Here is a 23,716-nt window from a genome sequence, read left to right on the forward strand (position 1 = left end):
AACTCCTCTAAACTCCAAAACTGCGCCCTCCTTAGCGGTTGTAATGATACCATTATAGCCTATTTTCGTGTGCATAGGTAGCCGTTTAGTCCCACTAGGCTTTATGACATATTATAGTATTGTCAAAGATATTTGCTCTAATCACCAGGCAAACTCAATTTTCCTTCAATTATGTAAAAGGCGAGGATCTATGAATGATCTTCGCCTTCCTTTGTTATCGTATTAAAAATTAGTTGTTAACAAGAGTTTCCTCGTTTTTGCGCGGAGTTTTAGAACGATCGCGGTTTCCGCTGTTGTTGTAGTCGCGTCCGCGGCCCGAAGAACTGCGTCCTTCACCGTTGTCGCGATAATCGCGTCCGCCGTCTCTGGAGCCGTAATCCCGGCCGCCGTCTTTACGCGGATAACGCGAGTTGGAGCCGTAGCCGCCGCCTTGACGGTCGTTTCTGCGGTCGCCGGAACCATATCCGCCGCCGCCAACGCGTCTGCCCGAGCTGCGCACGTCGAATTTTTTCTTTCTTGCGCGAATCGGTTCTTCCGGCGTAAGCTCGATATCCACTTCTTTCTTCTCGCCTGTCAGAAGCTTCATGGCTGCGGCAAGCAGATTGACGGAGTCGTATTGCTCCAGCATTTGAATTGCCAAACCTTTGAATTCGGAATGACCTTCATTTTGCATAATGTCAAGAATGCGCTCGGCCGTCATTTTTTGCTTGCCTTCGATTGCGTCAGCCAAGCTTGGAAGCGGCTTTTTGCTAATTTTATGACGAGTTACTTTCTCGATAAAATGAAGATGGTCGATTTCTCTAGGTGTTACGAAAGTCCATGCAGTACCTTCTTTACCTGCCCGTCCGGTACGGCCGATACGGTGAACGTAGCTTTCCGGATCTTGCGGAAGGTCAAAGTTAACGACATGCGTAACTCCGGATACGTCCAGGCCCCGTGCTGCCACGTCCGTAGCAACGAGGACATCGATGCTGCCGTCGCGGAATTTTCTCATGACGTTGTCGCGTTGGTTTTGGGACAAGTCGCCGTGCAAACCTTCTGCCGCGTAGCCTCTTTTTTGCAGCGCTTCGGCGAGTTCGTCGACTCTGCGTTTGGTTCTTCCGAAAATAATCGCCAGCTCCGGCGCTTCCATATCGAGCAAACGGCTAAGCGCTTCGAATTTTTGCTTTTCGTGCAATTCGATGTAGGCTTGATCGATAAGCGGCGCGCTGACTTGTTTTGGAATCACGGATACATGCTCAGGGTTGTTCAGGAACTGCTGCGCAAGCTTCTGAATGTTAGCAGGCATCGTTGCGGAGAACAGCATGGTATGACGCTCATCCGGCACCAGGCTCAAAATGGATTGGATATCTTCCATAAAGCCCATGTCGAGCATTTCGTCCGCTTCGTCCAGAATGACCGTTCTCACGTCGTCAAGCTTGATCGTTTTGCGGTTGATATGATCGAGCAGGCGTCCAGGCGTTCCGATAATAATTTGCGGTTTTTTCTTCAGCGCCCGGATTTGCTTGACGATATCCTGTCCGCCGTAAATCGGCAAAGATCGGATTCCTTTGAATCTTCCCAGCTTTTCGATCTCTTCGGCAACCTGGATCGCAAGCTCCCTTGTAGGGCACATGATCAATGCGGAAATGCGCTCTTCCGTGATGTTGATTTTGTTGACAAGCGGAATGCCGAAAGCGGCCGTTTTGCCCGTTCCGGTCTGTGCTTGACCGATTAAATCGCGGCCTTCCATTGCGAGAGGAATCGTTTTTTCCTGAATCGGGGTGGACTCTTCAAAGCCCATTTCGGTAATTGCGCGCAAAATTTTTGGCTCTAATCCAAATTCTTGAAATGTTTTCAATACATTCAATCTCCTTTTGTACAGGGCAGGCGAATGCCTTGTTTCTTTTTTACCCTTAAGTACGACTTCCTATCCGTGTCTATAGTTTTAAGTGGAATACACTTTCGATTCACATCATCCATGATCCAACCGGCCGCCCTTAAGAATATCTCGAATATTATATCACAGATTGCAAGAATATTTCCAGAGGATCTTTGCTGATGTTAACGAAACCTAACGCATACCCTAAACGTATAACATATAAGAACCTATACGATTAAGAGGAGCGTTTTCTTATGTCCATATTTAAACGAGTGAGCAACATTTTACGAAGCCAAAAACAAGAACCGGCGCCTGCCGCGTCAGCGAATCCCCTCGAAGACGCGCGCGTCGGCGATATTGTTAATGTAGATCTCGAAGAGTACGTAATTTCTGGAAAAGTTGTTTACTTTGACCGCGGATTTGCGCCTCACCGCTACGCATACTATTTACAAAGCGGCAAAAACATTCAATGCCTGATCGTGGAAAAAGGCCGCACTTACGATTGCTTTATTTGCAGCTTTATCGAGGGCGCGCTCGACGATCCGAACGATGTGCCTTCCCGTCTGGAACTTGACGGAGATGCCGTCTTTGAGCTTGAACATTACCGCGGCGATGTGTCCCGGACGGAAGGAAGCACCGATTTCCGGAGCGGCGACGACGTCATGTTCTGGCGCTATTTCGGACCTGACAACCGCTTTTTCTTCCTGCAGTGGCAGGACGGCAAATTCGTCGCCATGGAAGGCGAACGCACTCCGGGCAATCAGATCAAGTTCTTAAAATCGACGCCTTGATATTGCCGAGGCGCGGTTTAACTATACGGAAGGGAGGGATACCGGTATGAAAAAGTGGACGGCATGGGTCGCATTTGTGCTTATCATATCTCTTCTGACTGCCTGTGGAGACGCAGGAAAATACGTGAAAGACCAATATCCTCTTGTAAGTGCGGACGGTAAGGGAAGCAATCTGCAGAAGGTTTACTCGGTGGAAGGCAAGAACGTTCCCGCAGTCGCAGCCGAGCTGGCCGCTCAAGAGACCCCGAAAGAAAAGAGCAAGGAATCCGAAGATCAGATGTTCCTGCTCTATAACGATAAAGTGATTAACGTGCAAAAAGACCCGAAGGACAGCAACAACACGCTGGTTGAAGTCGACTCGGTTCAATACGCCAAGGAGCATTATGACTCCTCGTTTCTTCAGGGCTTTTTGACGGCGGCGCTGCTGCAGTCGGTAATGGGCGGCGGCTGGTTTAACAGCCACCGCGATTACGATTACCGCGGGTATACCCGGACCCCGACGTACAGCTCGGGAGGCGGCACGACTGCGAATCCGCCGACAACGGATAATTCGAAAGCGAAGCAGCCGACGACGTCAGACCGGACCGGGAGCTTCAAAACGGGTACGGGTTCTTCGGGAAGCACGTCCGGAGTGAACCCGGGCGGGGAGAACAGCGGCAGCAGCTCTACGTCGCGCAAGAACGACGGCTCGACTCAAAACAAGGTAACGAAGCCTTCCGGCAGCAAGCCGAGCACAAGCACGCGTTCAGGCTCTTTCAAAAGGCGTTGATTCATGTACCAAAGCTGCGTCTCTATTCTGAGACGCGGCTTTTTTGCGCAATGAATGATACTTGCTTGATGCCGCATACTATCGTAGAGGTGGTTGTTTTGAAAAAAGCGTTCGACGCTGTCGTCATCCTGCTCGGCGCGCTGCTGATCGCCGCGGGCTTTAACCTGTTTCTCATCCCTCACCAACTGCTGAGCGGCGGCGTATCCGGGGTAGCGATGCTGGTCGGATATGTGACGCACTGGAATATCGGGATGTTATACCTGCTGTTTAATATGCCGCTTATCATTTGGGGGCTGCTCGCGATCGGCAAAAGATTCATTGCAATCAGCGTCATCTCCGTCATTATGACGACCTTAATGATGCAGGCCGTGCCGACGAGCTCAATGGCGCAAGCGCCGATTCTCGGCGCTGTGTTCGGAGGCGTGCTGATCGGAATCGGCAGCGGCATCACGTTGAGAACCGGCGGATCCACCGGCGGCTTCGATATTATCGGCTCTATTTTGACCCGCAGATTTGATTTTCCTCTCGGTGCGGTCATCTCCTGCCTGAACGGTCTTGTCATCGTTGTGCTCGGTTATTTGAAGCAGGACTGGGATCTTGCGCTGTATTCGATGCTCGCCATTTATATCAGCGGCAAAGTCGTCGATACCATACATATCCGGTACGTTAAAGTAACTGCCTTTATCGTCACGATGCGAAAGGAAGAGCTTCTCAAACGGCTGCTGCTGCTGGCGCGGGGCGTTACACTGATTAAAACCGAAGGCGCTTATACCCATAAGCAGCACGACATGCTGATGACGGTCACGACGCGCTACGAGCTGGTTGAACTGAAACGGATCGTCAAGGAAACCGATCCGAAAGCTTTTGTCAACATCGTTGAAACGGTCGGCGTTCTTGGAGAATTCCGCAAACCCGGGTAGTTTTTTGAAACCATTGTGAAAGCAGCCTCTATCTACAAACGCAATTTTCGTGCTATAATATGAATTGTAATTTCATATAGTTCTGGTTTGATCACAACGATTCAGGCGTAAGTCATTTTCTAATCTTCTGATTGGAAGGGTGATGCTTGTGGAGACTGTCAAGTTGTCCAGGATTGTGATGAAATTAACGCCCGAGTTGTACCCCTTTCTCACCAGCAATGAGCTGGAATCCGAGATCGTACTGCGGTACGGATTAGAGGCGCTCGACGCGGAAGATGTGATGGAAATTATTCAATTCAGCATTACGGAACACCACAAAGACGCCTTTTACCACTAAGGGGCGTCTTTTTTTGCGCAATGTGCTGCGGATGTTCGAAGAAAATTTGATTTTTGCAATAAATAAAGTGTATAGTTTCCGGCAAGATCGTGGTATGATAGGATCAGACGAAATTTGGAGGTGTTATCATGGGTGCTTTTTCTCCATGGCACGTCATATTGATTGCAATTGTAGCACTGCTTCTGTTCGGGCCTAACAAGCTGCCTGAGCTCGGTCGCGGTTTCGGTAAAATGTTTCGGGAGTTCAAAGACGCAACGAGCGGAAATAACGGCAACTCTTCAGAAGAGCAGCAGCCTCGCAAAGAGATCAACCCCGCTGAAGTATCGCATTCGCAATCGCAACCCGAATCGGGACAAGTTCAAAAGTAAAGACAAACACCCGGCTTTTCTGCTATCCGGGTGTTTTTGTTTTTTTAGCGCATGTTTCTCCAAAGCTCTACAAATTTCCTCTGTGCGGAAAATCTTGCTTGCATTATAATAGTAACTAGATTGATAGATGGGAGAGGACTTATTCTTCATGGAAATTTTACTCGCTTCGCTAGTGATGCTCTGGGGCAATGTAGCAACCGCAAACCCGAATGCCGACTTTGAACAACTGGTTCAGGCTTCTCTTGATGCCAAGAACGCTGTCGTTCAAACCGCGCCGCAGCAAGGAACCGATCCCTTAATTCCCGTCAACAAGCAAGATCCGCAAAAAAACGCGCCGAAAGTAAAAGGCATTTACGCTACCGCTCACAGCGCCGGAGGCAGCCGCCTGAATACGCTCGTCAAATTGTTGGATGACACCGAACTAAATTCTCTCGTCATTGATCTGAAAGATGATTGGGGCTACATAACCTGGGAAACCGGCAATCCCGATCTGGATGCCATGGGCACAACGCAAAAGATTATTCCCGATATGCCGAAGCTGATGGGCACCCTGAACGAACATAACATTTATCCGATCGGACGCATCGTCGTCTTCAAAGACACCTTGCTGGCCAAGAAAAAACCGGAGCTTTCTTTCGTCAATCCTGACGGAACGCTATGGGGCAACGGCAAAAATCCGCCGGACAGCTTTGTCAATCCTTACATGAAAGAAGTATGGGATTACAATATTGCCGTTGCAAAGGAAGCCGTGAAAGCCGGATTTAAAGAAATTCAATTCGATTACGTGCGCTTCCCGGAAGGTTTTGAGAAAAGAGCTGATACTCTCAAGTACACGAAAGATGACCGGCAGCGCATCGAAGCTGTCGCATCCTTTGTCAAGTATGCCAAAGAACAGCTGCAGCCGTTAGGCGTCAGAGTTTCCGTAGACATATTCGGCTATGCGGCTTCCGTTCCCGCAGCGGAAGGCATCGGCCAGGATTTCGAGAAAATTTCGCAAAATGTCGATGTCATCAGCCCGATGATTTATCCAAGCCATTACAGCACCGGCTGGTTCGGAAGCAAGGTTCCGGACGCGGCGCCTTACGCCACCATCAACGGCGCTTCCATCGATACGAACAAGAAGCTGGAAGCTATCGACAAGCTCGGCCTGAAGCCGATCATCCGGCCATGGATTCAGGATTTTACCGCTTCATGGGTTCCGGGCCATATCAAATACGGCAAAAAAGAGGTGGAAGAACAGATTCGCGCCCTTAAAGACAACGGCGTCGATGAATTCCTCCTGTGGAACGCCAATAACAACTACACGCCTGACGTTAATTACTAAACGTCCAATATCAAACACCCTGAACGGCTCGCTAAAGCTTTCAGGGTGTTTTTTGCGCATTATTTCATATTGCCGGGATTCGCGATGCGACGGACGCCTCTCATATAAGGCCTAAGCGCCTCGGGCACATGCAGCGAGCCATCGGCCTGCTGATGATTCTCGATAAGCGGGATCAGAATGCGGGGCGAAGCCACCGCCGTATTGTTGAGCGTATAGGCGTACTGCAACGCGCCGTCGCGATCCCTGTAACGGATGCCACTCCGTCTTGCCTGATAGTCAAGCAAGCTGGAGGCCGAATGTGTTTCTCCGTAATGTTGGCGGCTCGGCATCCACGTCTCGATATCGAATTGCTTATAATTTTTTGCCGCCAAATCCCCTGCGCATACGGCCACGATGCGGTAAGGGAGCTCCAGCAGCCGCAGAATTTCTTCCGCGTGCCCGACCAATTGCGCCAACATTTCTTCGGCGGCGTCCAAATCATGTTCGCAGAACACCACCTGCTCCACTTTGGCGAATTGATGAACCCGGTATAAACCGCGGACATCTTTGCCCGCCGAGCCGGCTTCCTTTCGAAAGCAATTGGAAACTGCTGCCAGGCGAATCGGTCCACCGGACAAGTCGATCACTTCCCCCGCAAAATAGGAAATGAGCGGAGCTTCCGAAGTTCCTGCGAGCCATTTATTTTCATCCTTCAGCTCGTACGTCTGATCTTTGCCCGCCGGGAAAAAGCCGGTGCCCACCAGCATCTCCTCGCGAACCATCAACGGAACGTCCATAACCGTGTACCCGCGGTCCGCCAAATAATCCAGCGCCAGCTGCTGAACGGCTCTGTGCAAATACAGTCCCATCCCCTTCAAATAATAATTGCGCGTACCGGCCGTCTTTACACCGCGGGGAATATCGAACAGATCCAGTTCCTCACCAAGCCGGACATGATCTTTCGGTTCAAAATCAAAAGCCGGGAGACTGCCGACAACTTTGACGACCGTATTATCCGCATCGGATGCCCCATCCGGCGTATCTGCGGATATGACGTTCGGCGCCGTAAGCAGCCGCTCCCGCAACTCTTGCTCCAGGCTGCCCAGTCTCGCCTCATAACCGGCTAAAGTCATGTTCAGCTCCTTGACCTGCGCCTTGGCGAGCTCAGCCGGCCCGGTTTGCTTCCCGGCGAGCAAGCCCGCTATGTCGGCCGACAGCTTGTTGCGCCTGGCGCGAAGCTCTTCCACATGGACGAGCAGCTCTCTCCGCTCGTCATCCAGGGCAAGCAAAGGCTTGATCGGGAAGTCCATTCCCCTGCGCTTCGCAGAAGCCGACAATTCCTCCCGATGTTTGCGAATCCATTTCATGTCCGTCATGTACACCGCTCCTTTTCTAAAAAAGACAAAGAACGCTCCTCTCCGATTGGGACGAGGAGCGTTCTGCTCGCGGTGCCACCCAACTTGATGAACAGAATCGCGTTCTGTCATCCGCTTGGTTTCCGCGATAACGGGCGGTACCGGCTTATTTAGAGAACGGCATGAATGCGGCTGCCGTTCCGGTCATGAGCGTCTCCGAGTTGGAAGCTCTTCATTGACATAATGTCGATTTAAAAATGATTAGATTATTATAGCGGAACGCTGCCTTATTTTCAAGCTTGCTGTTGCTTATTAGTCAGTCGTTTATTGGGACAAACGTTGAGCCAACTCGTACAATTCCGTATTAAACTGCCGTTTCGTATTGACTACAAGATCGATGTCCGTCGCTACCAGTTCGCCCTTGATGACGCCGCATGCTTTGGACGAGTCGCCTTCCATCAGCTTACGGACGGCAAAGTCGCCGAGCTGGCTGGCCAAAATGCGGTCGTTATGCGTAGGCGTGCCGCCGCGTTGAATATGACCGAGCACCGTCACGCGCGGTTCGATGCCGTTGCGGTCCGTAATTTGCCGGGCGATGCCTTCACCGGTTCCGGCGCCTTCCGCAACGAGGATGATGCTGTGTCGCTTGCCGTGGGAGAAGTTCTCCTTCATCCGGCTCGCCACTTCATCGATGTCGAATGGCACTTCCGGAACGAGAATCGTCTCCGCTCCGCTGGCAAGACCCGCATACAGCGCGATCTCTCCGCAATGACGGCCCATTACCTCGACGACCGAAGAACGCTCGTGGGAAGTCATCGTGTCGCGCAGCTTGTTGATCGCGTCAACAACGATGCTGACAGCCGTATCGAATCCGATCGTGAAATCGGTGAACGGAATGTCGTTGTCAATCGTTCCGGGCAGCCCCATCGTTTTGATGCCGAGCTTGCTGAGCTTGTTCGCTCCTTGATAAGAACCGTCTCCGCCGATGACCACCAGACCGTCGATGCCCCGCTTGCGCAAGTTTTCGGCGCCGACCTGTTGGCCTTCCAGCGTCAAAAACTCCTTGCAGCGGGCCGTTTGCAATATCGTTCCTCCGCGCTGGATAATGTCGCCGACACTGCGCAAATCCATTTTGCGGATGTCATCGTTGATGAGTCCGCTGTACCCGCGCTGGACGGCATATACATCGAGCCCGTGGAACAGTGCGCTCCTGACGACGGCGCGAACGGCCGCATTCATCCCCTGTGAGTCGCCTCCGCTTGTTAATACTGCTATCGATTTTACTGCTGACATTTCTTTTCCTCCTCCGAATTATCCATCTTTCATGATGTCGTTCTTATATACATGCTATTTAGCCAGAAAAATAACCGAGTGAGCGGACTATTTTTCATAAGACGCCTGGATATTTGTTGCACTTGCCGCTGGCTCCTAACCTTCGGATCAGACAAATAGAGGGCAAGCAAGCCCTCAATTATCATACGATGAAATCGCGGATGTTCCAAGCACAAAATTTTATCCCTCGCTTCCTGGGCAATGAACGCAATGCGCTCCACAGTTGCGTCCATCGAAGCGTAATAGCTGCAGAAGTTCAGGTCCCCGCCTGCCAGATCCTCTTCCTGATCGATCAAATAATCGAGCAAAATGTGCAGCCCGCACACATAAGGAAAGTACGCCTCGCGAATATGTACGACCTCTTCCCGCTTCAAGTGAGGCTCGCAGGCAGCCAGAAAAAACATAAATACGCCGAGCGTAGATCCGGTTGCGGCGGCAAATTCATTCCAGTCCAATTGTCCGTAATCGGCCCGGTGCTTGTCCCACCAGCCCAGCAGCTCGGACTCCCGAAGATCTTTGCGAATATGCTTGTACACCTGCAAATCGCAATACAGCCCGACGAGCAGCCGAATTTGATCGGCGGCAAGCGAATAGGAAGGCAGCAGGCAAATGCACGATTGGCACGTCTTGACCAGTTCGGACAAGTATCCCCCGTCTTCTTTCTCCTTGCGGAAAGCATAGTAGTCGTGAAGCGGTGCCGACGGGTCAATCGCATCCAGCATCGACTGGTGCAGCTGCCGGAAGTCTTGGGGATCGAGCGATGTGCTGCGGTCGCACAAATTGTCCAAATAATCGCTGATCGTCTGGAAAGCGACAATTAAAGGAATTAAAATATGCCGCATCGGCAGGTTGGCTGCAGCGTACACGGCTCCGCCCTGACAGTGAAACCGCTTGGCGGCAATGCTGGCCATAGCTTGAGTACGCAGTTCCTGATCGGGAATTTGCCCGGCGGCTTGCCGCCAAATCGCGAGCTGGCCTTCCACCTCGGGCAAGATGTACCTGTACACCCTGGTCATCAGTTTGAACGGCCCTTGCGGAACTTTCCTCTTATTTCTGTCCAATTGCTTCAAGCAAACTTCCTCCACAAATTTGTTCATAGCCATACTGCAGCAGCAGCTGCATTTCGTAACGCTGGATGTGCCTTAGCCAATCTTCGACAGTCGGGTTCTGCACATGCGCCACCTGAAGCTCGACCGCGTCGGTGAACACATACGGATTCCATACCGGCGAAGTAATGAGCACTTCCAGCTTGCTTCGCAGCGCCTCATTTTCCATTTCCGCCAAATCTTTCAAAGCCAGATGATTCCTTACACAATTCGTAAGCTGGGTAAAAATAGGATGATGGCCGGCATCGTTGAACCAGTACTTCGCATTGCTGTAATCGCCTTCCATACGGTGCATCAAGCCGTGCCAGTAGCTTCCGGTAGCGTTCGTAATTTCCTGGGCAATATCGTGCGATTTGTCGAGACTTTCATTCAGCAGATGAAGGCCGGCTTTGATCGCCGGTGCGTATGAATCCTTATCTATGTGTCCTTTGGTAATTTTGTCCAATAATAACGCTTCAATACGCGTATCCAGCTCCGCATCCCACATTTCTGTCGGATAAAGAGATGGGAGATGCTCCAGCAACGGCTTCGCAATCGAGTCCAGCCAATCTTCTTCCGCTTTTTTGCTATGCATGTAAGCTACTCCTTCCTAGAACCAGCCTTGTATGAGAGGAAGTTTGCCAAATCCTGCTTCGCGGAAATGATTGGTAAATATTTCCAATTCCACAAACAAAATAGGCAAACATGAGCTTGGTAAACATAAATCCGCAGATGGGCACGCCCGGGCGATCGTCCGCCGCCATTTTGGCCGTTACAAGTGCACTTTCGTTTCCAGATCCTGATTGACCCTGAACCAGAGGTGCAGATCGTTGATCGTGCTGGCTAGCTCCGCGATCTCCGAATTCAGCCGGCAGGATGCGGGAAAATCGTCTTCCTGATCCAGCTTGTTTTGCTTCACAATAATGACCGCCTCCAGCTTATGGATCCGGTCAGGAATATAACCTCGAATCTGCTCCCATCGAAGCAATATGTGCGAGCGCTCCTCCGGCGTATAGGTCTCCCACTCGCTCTCAAGCGCAGGGATTTCAATACCCAGCCGCTCATCGTATCGAAAAAAGCAATCCATCGTCGGTCAAACCCTCCTTGCAGAAAAACTGGCAGTATATCGCTGTTCACGTTCTTATCTTTAACTGTAACACTTCAAGCTCCCGGCTTCCAGTCAAATTTGTGTGTCAACCGGATTTCATTTTCTGCTATACTAGAATAACGTTTACAAAGGGAACATATGGTTAGGAGAGATCAAAGATGTCAGCTACGTCGCAAAGCAATTCGGTCACATGGAAACAGCTCAGCTTCTTTTTTTTGCCGCTCGGCCTTTCTGCAACGCTCGTTACCCTTTCGCACGTCATCATTAACAGCACGCTGGCAAGAGCCGCCAACCCGGAATTTATCATTGCCAGTTATGCCCTGCCTTTGAGCCTGCTGGGCTTGACGGAAAAGCCCGTCGTACTGCTCAGACAGACCTGCTCTGCCCTGGTGCGCGACAGAGTCTCGTTCCGCGCCATGAGTGCGGTGAGCGCGTACGTATTTGCCGGCATCCTTATAATCGGATTGTTCATTTGCTACACACCTATTGGGGAATGGGTGTTTCTTTATTTATTCGGGGTCGAAAACGAATTGCTCGGGCCTATCATCAGCGTGTACCGGATTTTGATGTATGTGAGCATTTTCTCCGGCTTGCGCTGCTTGTTTCACGGCATCATCATTTTCAATATGCGGACCAAATGGCTGACGATCGGAATGGGGGTCAGACTGCTCGCCATGTACTTGCTGTCGCTGTATTTTATCGCCACCGATCAAGTGACCAGCGGCCGGGTCGGCGCCATCATTTTCCTCGTCGGCATGATGATCGAAGCGGCGGTCAGCATCTGGGAAGGCGGCTCCCTCCTGAAAAAAGTAATACCCGAGAAGGCGCCGCAGCATCAAATCGAAACGAAAAAGCAAATTTTCGGCTTCTATAGACCGCTCTTGTATTCATCGTGCATCGCCGTCATTATCGGCCCCGCCATCAATGCGATGCTGGGGAAAACGACTCATATTCATTTGGCTATCGCCTCGTTCGCCATTGCAAGCAGTCTGTGCCAGCTTGTGATGAGCTTTTTTTCTTATATCCATCAAATCGTGTTGAACTTTTACCGGAAAGATCCGGCAACCGTTTTTCAATTTTCGCTCGTGCTCAGCTTTATACCCGCTTCGTTAATTGCCGTGCTTGGCTACACGCCTCTCGGGCCTTGGTTTATGACCCATATCATGGGGGTTAACGCCGAGCTGATGGAGGCAAGCCTTAGCGCGCTGCGCGTTTTTATGATCATGACGCTCGTATTTCCCTGGCTGGATTACGGGAACGGGATTATTATGCTGAGGGGGCAGACGAAAGTTATGGTCGCCTCCCAATCCGCCAACGCAATCATTACCGTGCTGACCTTGATCGCGGCGATATTGTTCACTCCGGAGTGGAACGGCGTGATCGGCGCTTTGGCACAGTCCGTCGGCATGCTGGCGGAGCTTGCGGTCGTTTTGTACATGCTCAAGAAAACGGCTCCCGGCGATACGCCCTTGGGCAAAAAAAATATTTTAACGAAATCGAGTGATTTGCGTCTATGATTACGTCTATGTCTATGAAGTCCAATAATTTACTGTTAAAATTGTTCACGTTTTCCTTCTTTATGACGATGGGGATTGTCGTCACGTTTTTTCCGCTGTACTTCGATTATAAAGGCTACAGCAAAATCCAGATCGGCGTGCTCTATTCGATCGGCCCGATGATCGGCATCGCAGCCAACCTGCTGTGGGGATTCGTGAGCGACAAGTATCAGACCGTCAAGAAAATCATGATCATTCTGATCGTCGGACAACTTCTCGCCTCCGTATTCGTCTTCACTTCGGAATGGTTCGCGCTGTTGTACGTATGCCTGGCCTTGTTTTTCTTTTTCCAGCAGCCTGTGAACTCCCTCAACGACAGCCAGTTGATGCTTCACGTTCAAACGAACGGGGCAAGCTATGCTTCGTTTCGGATTTGGGGGTCCATCGGGTTCGCTTTTGCCGCGTGCTTTTTCGGCTTGCTGCTGAAAACTTACGGTTCGGGCCTGATGCCTGCGCTCTGCGTAATGACGATCATCGCTTCTCTCGTACTTGCCATCCTGCTCAAAGATGTCCGGAGAAACGGCAAAAAGATGGAGTTCGGCGGGATGGTCCGCATCATCCGTTCGCGGAGATTCGTCTGGTTCCTGACGCTCATTGTCGTGATGTCGGTCGCGCATCGCTTTAACGACGGATTTTTGGCGCTGTATATGCGGCAGCTCGGAGCTTCCGATTCGATTATCGGCTATGCATGGACGGCGTCGGCGCTGAGCGAAATTCCCGTTTTCTTCTTTCTCAGCAAGCACGGGCACAGGTTCAAGGAACTGCCACTGCTCGCTTTCGCGGGCATCGTGTATACGATTCGCTTCCTGATGATGGGCTTTGTGCACAATCCGACATGGATTATCGGCATACAGGTGCTTCACAGCCTGACATTCGGCATTTTTCTGTTTACGGCCATCCGCTACTTGCAGCAAATAATCCCAGACGAATACCGCGCTTCCGGCCAGGCGATCTTTGCAACTACATGGTCGAGTGTCGCAGGGATCATCAGCGGAACGTTCGGCGGCTGGATATTCGGGCAATGGGGCGGAAGCACCCTTTATATCGCGGGAGCGTGCATGTCGTTTTTGGCGGGAATCGGATTTCTGGGCACGCATTTGCTGCAAAACGACAACATCCCCTCTGACGGTAACATGGCTTCGCAGTAAGTACCGGGGCCGGATTCGTCCGGCATCCAATCACGTAGGAGGTTGATCAAGTGTTAGCCGTTGAACGGTTGTCTCACAGCTTTCGGACCGGTATGGAGGAAACGGCGGTTCTTCACGAGCTTAACTTTCGGGTGCAAAAAGGGGAAATGGTCGCGCTTCTCGGCAGTTCGGGCTCGGGCAAATCGACGCTGCTGAATCTCATGGCAGGGCTGATGAAACCGACCAAAGGAAGCATTCTCATAGCCGGACAAGCGATTGAGCGAATGAACGAAAACCGCTTGGCGGAATTCCGCAGAACTCATATCGGTTTTATTTTCCAATCTTATGAATTAATTCCGCATTTAACCGTGAGAGAAAATGTCGAGCTTCCGCTTGTCTTTCAAAGCTTCGCGCCCAAGGCCAGAAAAGAAAGAGCGATGGAACTGCTGCATCACGTCGGCATCGGCGACAAATCCGAGCTGTTCCCTTCGCAGTTGTCCGGCGGCCAGCAGCAGCGCGTCAGTATCGCCCGGTCGCTTATTACGAGTCCGGCGATCGTATTTGCGGACGAGCCTACCGGCAATCTGGATACGAAGACGGAGACGGAAATCATCGATCTGCTGATCCGCTTAAACCGGGATTCGGGCATCACTTTCGTCATCGTCACGCACGAGCACGAGGTCGCCAGCCGGACGCAGCGCATTTTGCAGCTCCGCGACGGGTATATGATTGAGGACGGTCAGGACGGTGCGGACGGATGAAAATGAAAGATTATGTTCGTCTCGGCTGGGATCAGTTGCAGCGGCGCAAGGTAGTTACCGCCCTGTGCGCGGTCGGCATCGCGATCGGGTCCGCGTCCATTATGGTCGCCCTCGCTTTCGGCGAGTCGATCCAGCATTACAGCCAGAAACAGATGAGCTATTATTTGAAAACGGACGAAATTACGGTTACCGACCAGTCCGACGATCCGAACAGCCCGGCCAAAATTACGAAAGCGAAGCTCGATCTGATCCGCACGTTTCCGCATGTAAAATCGGTGGCAAGCTTTCAGGACTTGCAGCAGTTTCAATTTACGGTCGATGACGGCAAGCAGGGCTGGAATCTGACAATCGTCGCTACGGAGCTCGATACGCTGCAAGATTTTGACGCCAAGTTTCAACAGGGCGGCGTGTCCGACCGCGATAACGGCATCATCCTGGGCTACAGCGCCACGCTTGGCGTTTTGGATGAAAAAGCGCAAAAAGCCCGCGCTAAGCTTTTGCAGCAAAATCCTTCGCAGGAAACGTTCGATACAATAAGAAAAATGGAGACTATTCCGTACCCGCTTTATCAAAAGCAAATCGTCATCAAAAATACGAATTTCCAAAACGACAGCCAGGGCAATACGGGAGCGGCCGCCAAACCTGCCGTCGAAATACCATTGCGCGTAGCCGGGGTGCTGAAAAAACCGGAAGGGCTGCCCGATTACATTCTGTTAGGCGAAAAGTTGGCCTATGTTTCGCCTGAAATGGGCCGCAAAATTTTGCAGATGACCGGAAAAACTTCCGTGAGCAACGCTTACTCCTATTCCAAGGTTAAGGTAAAAGTCGACAGCAGCTCCAATGTCAAAGAAGTGGAAGATCTGATCAAGAAGCTGCGCCTGCAAACCCAATCCAATTTGTACCAGGAAGACCGCATGAAGGGCCAATTCGCGATCATCCGGCTGCTTTTGACCGGTGTCGGCTTATTTGTGCTGCTGGTAGCCTCCATTTCCATCGTTGTCGCCATGACAATGTCTACGCACCAGCGACGCCGTCAGATCGGCATCATGAAAGTGCTCGGAGCAAACTTAAAACAGATCCGCAACATGTTCATCGTGGAGTCGTCTCTGCTCGGCATGCTTGGGGGCACGGTCGGCATCGTGCTGTCGTACTGGGTCATCTGGGGGATCAATCTGATCATAATCAAATTCCAGAGTGGGGGATCGCCCGAACAGGCGGAAATTTTGTTTATCAATTTTTGGATTTTGCCTGTGGGGATGTTTTTCGCCATTTTGACCGGGGTTCTTTCCGGGTTGTACCCTGCCGTTAAAGCGTCGCGGACCGATGCTTTGACTGCGATTAAACGAGAATAGGAAAATAGGAGAATGACCGCAATGAAAAAAAAGAAAATCGGCGCGCTGATCGTCGCCGCCGTCGTGATCTGCGGGATCAGCGGCTTTTTATACATATCCAGCCATCCCGGATCGGCGCCAAACGGCGGAGCCGGCCAGGCCGCTGCCGGCACTCAGCTGCAATTCAAGGTGACTAAAGAAGATTTGAGCAACAGCATCGAAGTAAAAGGGAAATCTTCTTACCAGAAAGAAACCCGAATCTACGCGCCTTTTACCGGCGAAATTAAAACCTGGAACGTATCGGAGGGATCGCAGATAAAAAAGGGCGAGCAAATGTTCGAGCTTGACGCGACGCCGCTCCTGAGCGAAATTTCCTCTCTGCAATCGAGCATCAAAAAACAGCAGCTGGAGTCGGAGCTCGCCAACTTCAAAGCTTCCGGCGACCCGGCTTCCGCAGCTTCTACGGTCAGCGAGGCTGAAGCCAGACAGCGCTACGCCGACGCCGAAAGCCTCAAAATACAAAACCGGCTTAACGCGGTAAGCACGGAATCGGCGCAGCTTCAACTGAACAAAAAGCTGGAGAAAGTGAAGCAGGCGGCATTCATGGCCCCGGAAGACGGTATTTTCCTGTTCGACGATTCGGCCAAAATCCCGCAGTCGGTCGAGGAAAGCGTCCGCATCGGCAAAATCGTCGACATCACCAAGCTGCAGCTTGTGAGCACGATCGGCGAGTTTGATGTGTTTCGCATTAAACCCGGCATGCCGGTTCAAGTGAAAGTCGACGCGTTGAAGCAGACGAAGCTGCAAGGAAAAGTGGAAAAAGTGTCCAAGTTCGCCAAATCCGGAACCGATCAAGGCACAGGTTCGGCGCAGTTCGAAGTCACGATTTCGCTGGAGCCTCACGATCAGTTGATCGCCGGGCTCAGCTTATCGGGCACGATTGAAACCGAGAAAAAGCTCGGCGCTATCGTAGTACCGACGCTGGCCATCCAGCAGGAAAAAGATACATACTACGTCATGCTGCAAACTGCGCAAGGAATCGAACGGCGCGACATCGCGATCGGCATGGAGACGCCGGAGAAGACGGAAGTTCTGCAAGGGCTTGGCGAAGGCGACACGGTTGTGCTCCAGTAGCTGCTGCCTTATAATAAGATATAGTCTTAGTACCAAGTAATAAAATTCAAAGGCGGTTGCACTTTTTATGAGCTATGATGATTTCAAGAAAATTGTTGTGGAAAGACGGAGCATTCGGAACTTTACTGACCAGGAGGTCGCTGTCTCCGATATCCTGGAAATTATTGACTGCGCGCGCTTTGCGCCGAGCGATACGAATTCGCAGACGTGGAAATTCATTGCGATTCGCAATAAAGAAAAGATCAAACATATTGAGCAGCTCACTTGGGACCAACTGCATCTCAAAGCGGCGGAAGCCGAGCAAAAAGGACTGAGCCGCGAAGCCCGGATGCTGGTCAGATCTTTCGGCCCTTACGCTACGGCGTTTGCCGACGCGCCTGTTCTTATTATTTGCCTTGCTACACCGTACGCGTCCAAGTTTCGCGACAAAATTTTCGATCCGATCGCATTGGTCGGCGAAGAAGTGTGGGCTGAGGAAGGCATCAAAAGCTCCTGCCTCGCTGCCCAGAATCTCATGCTGGCCGCTCATGCCAAAGGGCTCGCTACATGCCCGATGACCGGGCCGGTACTGCTCGCACAGGAGCAGCTTCGTACTTATTTGGATATTCCGCAGGAATTCCAAATCAACATGGTCATTTCGCTCGGCTACCCCAAAGAGCAGCCAGGCAAAATGCCGCGAAAAGAAGTCGACGAGATTTTGCAAATCATCGACTAAGCCGATCCGGCTTCAGCGTCGACAGCATGAAAAACGCGAACAGGGAGCTTCACCGCATTGTGCGAGTGAAGCTCCCCGTTTGCGGTACGGCGCTGCTTGACGGCGGTCGGTCGACCACACGGTATGCGGACCCTTGTTTCGCACCGTGTGTGCGTGAAGCTCCCCGTACGCGGCTCGCTGCTGCATGACGGCGGTCGGTCTCGAGCACATAACACGTACTTGAGGCAGCACATCCGCTTGACCATGCGTAGAAAACCTGCACACCCACTCTTCCCCAGCCAACGCCTTTCCTGCACGGTGCGCAGCTGATGTGGGGGGACACAAGGCGACTTGGTAGCGAGAAAGCCTGCAAAAGTGCAGGCTTTTTCCTTAAAAAGGGTTCATTTTGGAGAAATTCCTGCAATTGTGCAGGAATTTTCGATGAAAATGAACCTAAGCCCCAGTCCACGGCGAAAAGCCTGCACAATTGCAGGAATTTTTCGTGGCCAGCGTAACAGCCGAGAAAAAAACTGTACTTTTGCAGGTTTTCCTCGCGCAACCTGTGCAACCAGCTCTGGATTGTGGCCGTTGGGGATTCTGGGCAGCCTGCACAATCGCAGGCTTTTCCGCCAAACGGATCGCTCATACGAAAACCTGCGCTTTCGCTCACTTTGCAGGTTTTTCGTCTATCTGAACCGCTTATTTTATGGCACCTACTTCAAAGTAAAGACCTCCTACCGGCTAACCGAACAGAGTGTCCTGCGATTTTCTCAACACTCTGATTGCAAAACGCCGTTCTGCCACGCTACGGTTTCTTCCCCAAGCCGGATGACGATGGATTCACTTCCGTTCAGCAGGTGAACCGTCACTTCTTTGCCCGCTTGATCCACTTGACAAGCCTGAAGCTTGACGGCTCGTTCCTCCTCGACCTCCGCCGCCGGGATGAATACGGCCGCTATCGCCAAATCTCCCTTCATCGTCCCATTGAAGGAAAGTACTGTCGAGCTTGTTTTGGAACCGTAACATTCGGAAATCCACCCCTCCTCGGCGCAAGCAGCAAAACCGGCTCCCTGCGAGCCGCCGGCGGCCGCTGCAGTCCAGCCGATTTGCAGGCGCGCTTTGGACAGCGTGTCCGTAATTTCGGCGCTGTTGGCGTCGTCCCCGATGTGCAGGCGCGCTTCGGGATGAAGCTGGAACCTCTGCTCGATACGGTGCTCGCCCTCGCCTTCCAGCCAATCGACGACGATCAGCACGTCTGATCGTTTGCCTAGCAGCAGCCATCTGCGGTGGCGAACCGGCGCCGCCAAACGCTCGTACCCGTTATGCGAAGCATCGATCAAATGATAATGCTCCGTCTCCGCCCAACGATGCAGCATCGGCTCTGCCGCAGGGCTTCCCCATTGCTGCGTGGCCAGATAAGGCGTTTGGTCCTCACCGTCCACCGTCACCGTATTATGAGCCCTCGTGCTTTTGAAATAATGCCGCCAATAACCTTCTTCATACGTATAGCGCCCCGGATCGACGAACCAGAGACACTGCTTCCACATCCATTCAAAAGCAAGCACATCGGCATGACCGTGTGCGCCACCCATGGAAGCCGCGTCGAAAAACAAGTAGTTCCGCTCGTTTTTCATCACATAGTAACCTGTCTCGGGAAACGCCTTCGATTCCGTACCGGGTGCCGAATGGGCGAACTTTTGCTCAAGCTCCGTAAACTTGTCGGCCCCGATCAACCAAAGCAGTTCCTCGCCGCACCGTCCCATCCGGATGAACCGTTCCTCCTCAAGCAGTACGCCCAGAAACCCAAGTTCCTCCGCCGCATAACCGATCCAGTCCGAATCCCCTGCAGCTGTAGAAGCCAAATCCGGGCGTATGAGTGCTTCGGTAAAATCCCCCATTTTGCCCAGCTTTTCTGCATACCATTCACTTACCGGGTAACCCGTGCGCTGCGCCAGCAAAAAAGGCGTGCCCAGCATGCTGATGCTGCCGTTATGATAATGCGTGGTCAGCTCCTTCTGAATCCCGTCGTTGCCGAATTGATGAAGGATGCATAGCTCAAGCCGCTCCATCGCAATTTGCCGCCAGGACGGGGCATCCGGATGCTCATGGCAAAACGTTCCGATCATGAACAAGCCCTGCATATGCATCGTCGCATGATTGATCTCCGTGCTGCCCCAATAACGGGTTAAATAAGCGGCATGCTCGCTTAGCCCCTGTCGCAGCTCGTCCCGAAAATCTTGGGTCATCGCTTCGCAGCCCTCCATCAGCTTGGCGGCCCAAATCCAGGACTGCACGCGAAGCCCCACCTCCAAAAGCCTCCACGGCCCAGGCTGCTGAAAATAAGTCGCCACCTCATAGCTTAATCCTGCGGGAACCGGATTTTGCTTGCGCCAAGAGCGGATATGCCTCATAAATGTACGGACATACCGCTCATCGCCGGTCAGCAAGTAGGCGATCCCCAACTTTTTCATATACCAATGGCGATTGAGCTCCCATGTGAACTCAAGATCCGCCGTAGGGTTGTGCAGCCAATCTACGGGATCGCCCATATCGACAAAACGATCCGCCACCATGGTGAACGGCACCTTAAAGCGGTTGCGGCAAGCTTCTTCCGCATACTCCAGCGTTTCGGCCGCAAGCAGCGGGAATCGGGTTCCGTACAACTCCGCTGCTGCCTGCAGCTCTTCTAAAGTCAAATAAAAATTTCTCATGCCGCTCTCCATCCTCTTCCGGAAAATTGGTCAGGCCAAAGTACAAGTTCATCCAAAATATTACAATCCATGCGCCATCCACTTGTCCGGATAGCTTGATTTTCATTATAAAGGAATGAATGGAACAGGCAGGAGCGGCAATCCGATTTTTCAGGATGGGTTATTCGGCTTAATTATGCCATACGGGCGCAAACGAAAAGAACCGCCAGAGAACACTCTGACGGCTCAAAAAAGACAGCCCCGGGAAAACCCGAGAACTGTCTTTATTGTTTGTGCTATGACACTATTTATAAGTGGGATACCCCATTAATCTTATAATTTGGTGACGTTAGCTGCTTGAGGACCACGGTTTCCTTGAGTAATATCGAACTCAACTTCTTGGCCTTCTTCTAAAGTTTTGAATCCTTCGCCTTGGATAGCGGAGAAATGTACGAATACGTCGTCTCCACCGTCAACTTGAATGAATCCGTAGCCTTTTTCTGCGTTGAACCATTTTACTGTACCTTTCAAGTGAACAACCTCCTAAAAATATCGCCATCTGTGACGAATACCATAATTATATCACCATCGGTTTTATAAATCAACTTGCAAACCGAGTCTGATCCAACAAAAATGTTTGTTTTATCTACAGTTTGTACTTATACGGCCGCAGGTTTGACGATCGACAAAAGGTGCGTTGAATTCGGTAAAAAGGGAAGGTAAGACGGCTTTCGCCGGACATCGCACCCTGCTTGCGCAAGCTCCGCCATGAGTTCTTCCATCCTGCCGTATTCTTTGGTCTGAAAATTCAACAGCGGATAAATGCGCACTTCGCCTCCGGGCTTGCACACGCGAACCAGCTCTTTGACCGCGGCTAGGTGAAACGCGAAATCGAACTGCGCTTCATACAAAAATAAAAAATGGCTGCATAGCACAAGATCGAATGCCCCGTCCTCAAAAGGAAGCTGCGGCAGCATTGCCGCGCGATACTTGGCTCTGGCTGCCGGATCCGCGTAGTCGGCGAGAAAAAGCTCAAGCGCTTTCTCCCGGATTGCCTTATGCTTGTCAACAGACCCGTAATAGTCCCAGTTGTAAACGTCAATGAGCTTTGCCATTTTGGCCGCAACCGTGTGAACTTCATCTCTTCCGACAGCTGCGATCGCTTCAAGGGGCTCGGCGTACATGGGATCTGCCGCTTCCGACAAAATTCCCAGCCCCCCGGACTCCGCAGTAAAAGACGAAGCCCCTCCGGACACATCCAGGACGCGTTTGCCCCGCAACTGCTCCGTTTCCAAGCCGAACATCTTCTCGTACTCCGCGTACGAGCGCGAGGTCACAGCAACCCCTGTCTGCTCATAATAATTGCGCTCTTGCATATTCATCTCTCCTCTGCTCTGCTCAACTCATCTCGACTGACTGCTCCGCTCCTCCCTCTATGGAAGGGCTTGGAAGGATTTTATCATCCTTTCCGCGCTCTTGCAAGCCGCAATTCTTGATTTCGCAACCGCCTTAAGGTATGATGGCATCAACTTATACGATTAGGGAGCAGGGTCATGATAAAAAAACATACGATATACAAGAAAGATAAATGGAACATGATGAATGTCGAAGTTCAAGGGACCAAAATCGTCCTCACGGAAATTTCCGATCAATGGGGGGAAGAATGCCATACCTTTATCGGCAGACCCGCCATGATGCATTGGGCCAAGGAACGGTTTGCGAAAGAGCGGTTTGACGGTACGGAGGAAGAATGGGACGCTATCATGAAGGCGTTTGAGGAAGTGTAACTGTCCGGGCCGATTCCTTTTACGGAAAAAAATGCCTTGACTTCAGGCTTGTCTTCCTTTTATAATGAGCGTATAAATTCATAGTTTCCACTCCAAAGGGGAGTAGCTGCTACAGTAAAGTCGTCAATTCGGGTTCTCATCAAACCCCGGCTTTATTGGCAACGTTCACGTTGTTAGCAAGACCTTTGCCATTTATCTGGTAAAGGTCTTTTTTTGATGGAAGAAGAGCCTTCACCAGATCCGTGGTGCTGGGCTCTATTTATTTTCATCAGAGAAAGCGTCGGCAGACGAGTTATTCTCAAAACTTTCAAAGGAGTGTTTCGTATGGATTGGTTGTCAGTCGGATTTTTGACCTCATTAATCAGCATCGTCCTCATTGACTTGGTGCTCGCGGGGGACAACGCCATCGTCATCGGTATGGTCGCCCGCAATCTGAAGAAAGAAACGCAGAAAAAAGTGATTATTTGGGGAACCGTCGGCGCAGTCGCCATTCGCGCTCTGGCAACCCTCGCCGTCGTAAGCCTGTTGAAAATTCCCGGCCTGCTGCTGGCCGGAGGAATCGTGTTGCTGTGGATCGCCTACAAGCTGCTTGCCGACAAAAAAAATCATGAAGACATCAAAGCCAAAGATAGCATATGGGCGGCCATTCGCACGATCATTATAGCGGACGCCGTCATGGGGCTGGACAATGTCATCGCCGTCGCCGGAGCCGCTCACGGCAGCTTCGCCCTTGTCGTTATCGGACTCTTGGTCAGCGTCCCGATCGTCGTCTGGGGCAGCACATTGTTCATCACCTGGGTTGAAAAATATCCGTCCATCATATACATCGGTTCCGGCGTGCTCGCCTTGACCGCCGGCAAAATGATTACCGGCGAATCGTTCCTCGCCCCGTATTTTGCAGCGAATCCGCTCAGCAAATGGCTGCTCATCGCACTTCTGATCGCTGCGGTGCTTGCCGCCGGGAAATGGTCCAAGGTGGCTGGCTATCTCGTTGAAGTGGGAGACCGCGGACAGCTCAAGCTGCCGAAGGAATTGAGCGAACAAGCCCAGATCGAGCCGGAAGACCGGTTCACGGTAAAGATGGACGCCCGCGGCAAGCTGGTGCTCGTCAAAACCGGCTCCGTCCAAGAACCCGACGACGGCATGCCGCATGCAGGCTAGAACATAACAGCCCCCTCGGTCCCGCTGTCAACCTTTTGCTTCTCTCAAAACGGCTGAGGCTATCCGGCGAGAAGCGGCCTTTAATGGAATCCGCTGCGTCTTGAGCAAGCCTCCGCCGCCCCCATGGGCTTGACGTATTGCTCCGTGCTGCTCATATCACCGGGCTGAAAAAGGAATTTGCCTGCGGACAGCGAACATACTTTAAGGAAAAGATATCCTTATTACATTCCAATTACAGACAAGGAT

Annotated in this window: 22 protein-coding genes and 1 pseudogene; 14 read left to right on the forward strand and 9 right to left on the reverse strand. The window is 51.7% G+C overall.

Annotated features, from left to right (window positions below):
* Positions 1 to 229 precede the first annotated feature (229 nt).
* A complete protein-coding gene (cshA, locus tag AC6RNO_RS12275) occupies positions 230 to 1,840 on the reverse strand; it encodes a degradosome RNA helicase CshA (RefSeq protein ID WP_474679440.1) in 1,611 nt (536 codons plus the stop codon).
* A 275-nt stretch (positions 1,841 to 2,115) separates the two neighbouring features.
* Between cshA and AC6RNO_RS12280 the strand changes: the two genes are divergently transcribed.
* From AC6RNO_RS12280 to AC6RNO_RS12305, 6 genes are all read left to right on the forward strand, one after another.
* Complete coding sequence (locus tag AC6RNO_RS12280; protein ID WP_474679441.1) at positions 2,116 to 2,652, forward strand: DUF4178 domain-containing protein; 537 nt, start codon at positions 2,116 to 2,118, stop codon at positions 2,650 to 2,652.
* 46 nt (positions 2,653 to 2,698) lie between these two features.
* A complete protein-coding gene (locus tag AC6RNO_RS12285; RefSeq protein ID WP_488434832.1) occupies positions 2,699 to 3,421 on the forward strand; it encodes a DUF4247 domain-containing protein in 723 nt (240 codons plus the stop codon).
* A 68-nt stretch (positions 3,422 to 3,489) separates the two neighbouring features.
* Positions 3,490 to 4,341, forward strand: coding sequence for a YitT family protein (locus AC6RNO_RS12290; protein WP_497105599.1), 852 nt, complete (start codon positions 3,490 to 3,492; stop codon positions 4,339 to 4,341).
* 163 nt (positions 4,342 to 4,504) lie between these two features.
* The gene (locus tag AC6RNO_RS12295) at positions 4,505 to 4,678 is read left to right on the forward strand and encodes a hypothetical protein (RefSeq protein ID WP_497105600.1); all 174 of its coding nucleotides are present in this window, start codon (positions 4,505 to 4,507) and stop codon (positions 4,676 to 4,678) included.
* Between the two features lie 128 nt (positions 4,679 to 4,806).
* The gene (locus AC6RNO_RS12300; protein WP_497105601.1) at positions 4,807 to 5,046 is read left to right on the forward strand and encodes a twin-arginine translocase TatA/TatE family subunit; all 240 of its coding nucleotides are present in this window, start codon (positions 4,807 to 4,809) and stop codon (positions 5,044 to 5,046) included.
* Positions 5,047 to 5,194: 148 nt separating this feature from the next.
* Positions 5,195 to 6,370 carry a putative glycoside hydrolase gene (locus AC6RNO_RS12305; RefSeq protein WP_488434834.1) on the forward strand — a complete coding sequence of 392 codons (1,176 nt, stop codon included), beginning with the start codon at positions 5,195 to 5,197 and terminating at the stop codon, positions 6,368 to 6,370.
* Positions 6,371 to 6,429: 59 nt separating this feature from the next.
* On the opposite strand, the gene serS is transcribed toward AC6RNO_RS12305, so the two are convergent.
* The 5 genes from serS to AC6RNO_RS12330 form a co-directional block, all read right to left on the reverse strand.
* The gene (serS, locus tag AC6RNO_RS12310; RefSeq protein WP_497105602.1) at positions 6,430 to 7,725 is read right to left on the reverse strand and encodes a serine--tRNA ligase; all 1,296 of its coding nucleotides are present in this window, start codon (positions 7,723 to 7,725) and stop codon (positions 6,430 to 6,432) included.
* A gap of 303 nt (positions 7,726 to 8,028) precedes the next feature.
* Positions 8,029 to 8,997 (reverse strand): 6-phosphofructokinase, encoded by a 969-nt coding sequence (gene pfkA / locus AC6RNO_RS12315; protein ID WP_474679448.1) that lies wholly within the window; start codon positions 8,995 to 8,997, stop codon positions 8,029 to 8,031.
* Positions 8,998 to 9,026: 29 nt separating this feature from the next.
* A complete protein-coding gene (locus AC6RNO_RS12320; RefSeq protein ID WP_474679843.1) occupies positions 9,027 to 10,052 on the reverse strand; it encodes a tetraprenyl-beta-curcumene synthase family protein in 1,026 nt (341 codons plus the stop codon).
* Positions 10,053 to 10,083: 31 nt separating this feature from the next.
* A complete protein-coding gene (locus AC6RNO_RS12325) occupies positions 10,084 to 10,716 on the reverse strand; it encodes a hypothetical protein (RefSeq protein WP_474679449.1) in 633 nt (210 codons plus the stop codon).
* A gap of 177 nt (positions 10,717 to 10,893) precedes the next feature.
* A complete protein-coding gene (locus tag AC6RNO_RS12330; RefSeq protein ID WP_474679450.1) occupies positions 10,894 to 11,208 on the reverse strand; it encodes a hypothetical protein in 315 nt (104 codons plus the stop codon).
* 179 nt (positions 11,209 to 11,387) lie between these two features.
* On the opposite strand from AC6RNO_RS12330, the gene AC6RNO_RS12335 reads away from it, so the two are divergent.
* The 6 genes from AC6RNO_RS12335 to AC6RNO_RS12360 all read left to right on the forward strand — a co-directional run bounded on the left by AC6RNO_RS12335 (position 11,388) and on the right by AC6RNO_RS12360 (position 17,853).
* Positions 11,388 to 12,746: a multi antimicrobial extrusion protein MatE gene (locus tag AC6RNO_RS12335; protein ID WP_497105603.1), complete on the forward strand. Its 1,359-nt coding sequence runs from the start codon at positions 11,388 to 11,390 to the stop codon at positions 12,744 to 12,746.
* On the forward strand, positions 12,743 to 13,933 hold the full coding sequence (locus tag AC6RNO_RS12340; RefSeq protein WP_497105604.1) for an MFS transporter: 1,191 nt from the start codon (positions 12,743 to 12,745) through the stop codon (positions 13,931 to 13,933). The genes AC6RNO_RS12335 and AC6RNO_RS12340 overlap by 4 nt, the downstream gene beginning before the upstream one ends.
* Before the next feature lie 50 nt (positions 13,934 to 13,983).
* On the forward strand, positions 13,984 to 14,673 hold the full coding sequence (locus AC6RNO_RS12345) for an ABC transporter ATP-binding protein (RefSeq protein WP_474679453.1): 690 nt from the start codon (positions 13,984 to 13,986) through the stop codon (positions 14,671 to 14,673).
* A complete protein-coding gene (locus AC6RNO_RS12350) occupies positions 14,670 to 16,025 on the forward strand; it encodes an FtsX-like permease family protein (protein WP_497105605.1) in 1,356 nt (451 codons plus the stop codon). The genes AC6RNO_RS12345 and AC6RNO_RS12350 overlap by 4 nt, the downstream gene beginning before the upstream one ends.
* Before the next feature lie 21 nt (positions 16,026 to 16,046).
* Positions 16,047 to 17,138: an efflux RND transporter periplasmic adaptor subunit gene (locus tag AC6RNO_RS12355; RefSeq protein WP_474679455.1), complete on the forward strand. Its 1,092-nt coding sequence runs from the start codon at positions 16,047 to 16,049 to the stop codon at positions 17,136 to 17,138.
* Between the two features lie 67 nt (positions 17,139 to 17,205).
* On the forward strand, positions 17,206 to 17,853 hold the full coding sequence (locus AC6RNO_RS12360) for a nitroreductase family protein (RefSeq protein ID WP_497105606.1): 648 nt from the start codon (positions 17,206 to 17,208) through the stop codon (positions 17,851 to 17,853).
* A 749-nt stretch (positions 17,854 to 18,602) separates the two neighbouring features.
* Here the strand turns inward: AC6RNO_RS12360 and AC6RNO_RS12365 are convergent.
* The 3 genes from AC6RNO_RS12365 to AC6RNO_RS12375 form a co-directional block, all read right to left on the reverse strand.
* Entirely contained in the window at positions 18,603 to 20,543 is a 1,941-nt protein-coding gene (locus tag AC6RNO_RS12365) for a heparinase II/III domain-containing protein (protein WP_497105607.1), read from the reverse strand.
* Between the two features lie 312 nt (positions 20,544 to 20,855).
* Positions 20,856 to 21,053 (reverse strand): cold shock domain-containing protein, encoded by a 198-nt coding sequence (locus tag AC6RNO_RS12370; RefSeq protein ID WP_188174947.1) that lies wholly within the window; start codon positions 21,051 to 21,053, stop codon positions 20,856 to 20,858.
* 128 nt (positions 21,054 to 21,181) lie between these two features.
* The gene (locus tag AC6RNO_RS12375) at positions 21,182 to 21,898 is read right to left on the reverse strand and encodes a methyltransferase domain-containing protein (RefSeq protein WP_497105608.1); all 717 of its coding nucleotides are present in this window, start codon (positions 21,896 to 21,898) and stop codon (positions 21,182 to 21,184) included.
* A 177-nt stretch (positions 21,899 to 22,075) separates the two neighbouring features.
* Between AC6RNO_RS12375 and AC6RNO_RS12380 the strand changes: the two genes are divergently transcribed.
* Positions 22,076 to 22,309 carry a hypothetical protein gene (locus tag AC6RNO_RS12380; protein WP_474679459.1) on the forward strand — a complete coding sequence of 78 codons (234 nt, stop codon included), beginning with the start codon at positions 22,076 to 22,078 and terminating at the stop codon, positions 22,307 to 22,309.
* A gap of 324 nt (positions 22,310 to 22,633) precedes the next feature.
* A pseudogene (locus tag AC6RNO_RS12385) lies at positions 22,634 to 23,272 on the forward strand (TerC family protein); the annotation flags it as partial.
* Between the last annotated feature and the right edge of the window lie 444 nt (positions 23,273 to 23,716).

This window comes from Paenibacillus sp. sgz302190, from assembly GCF_059820445.1.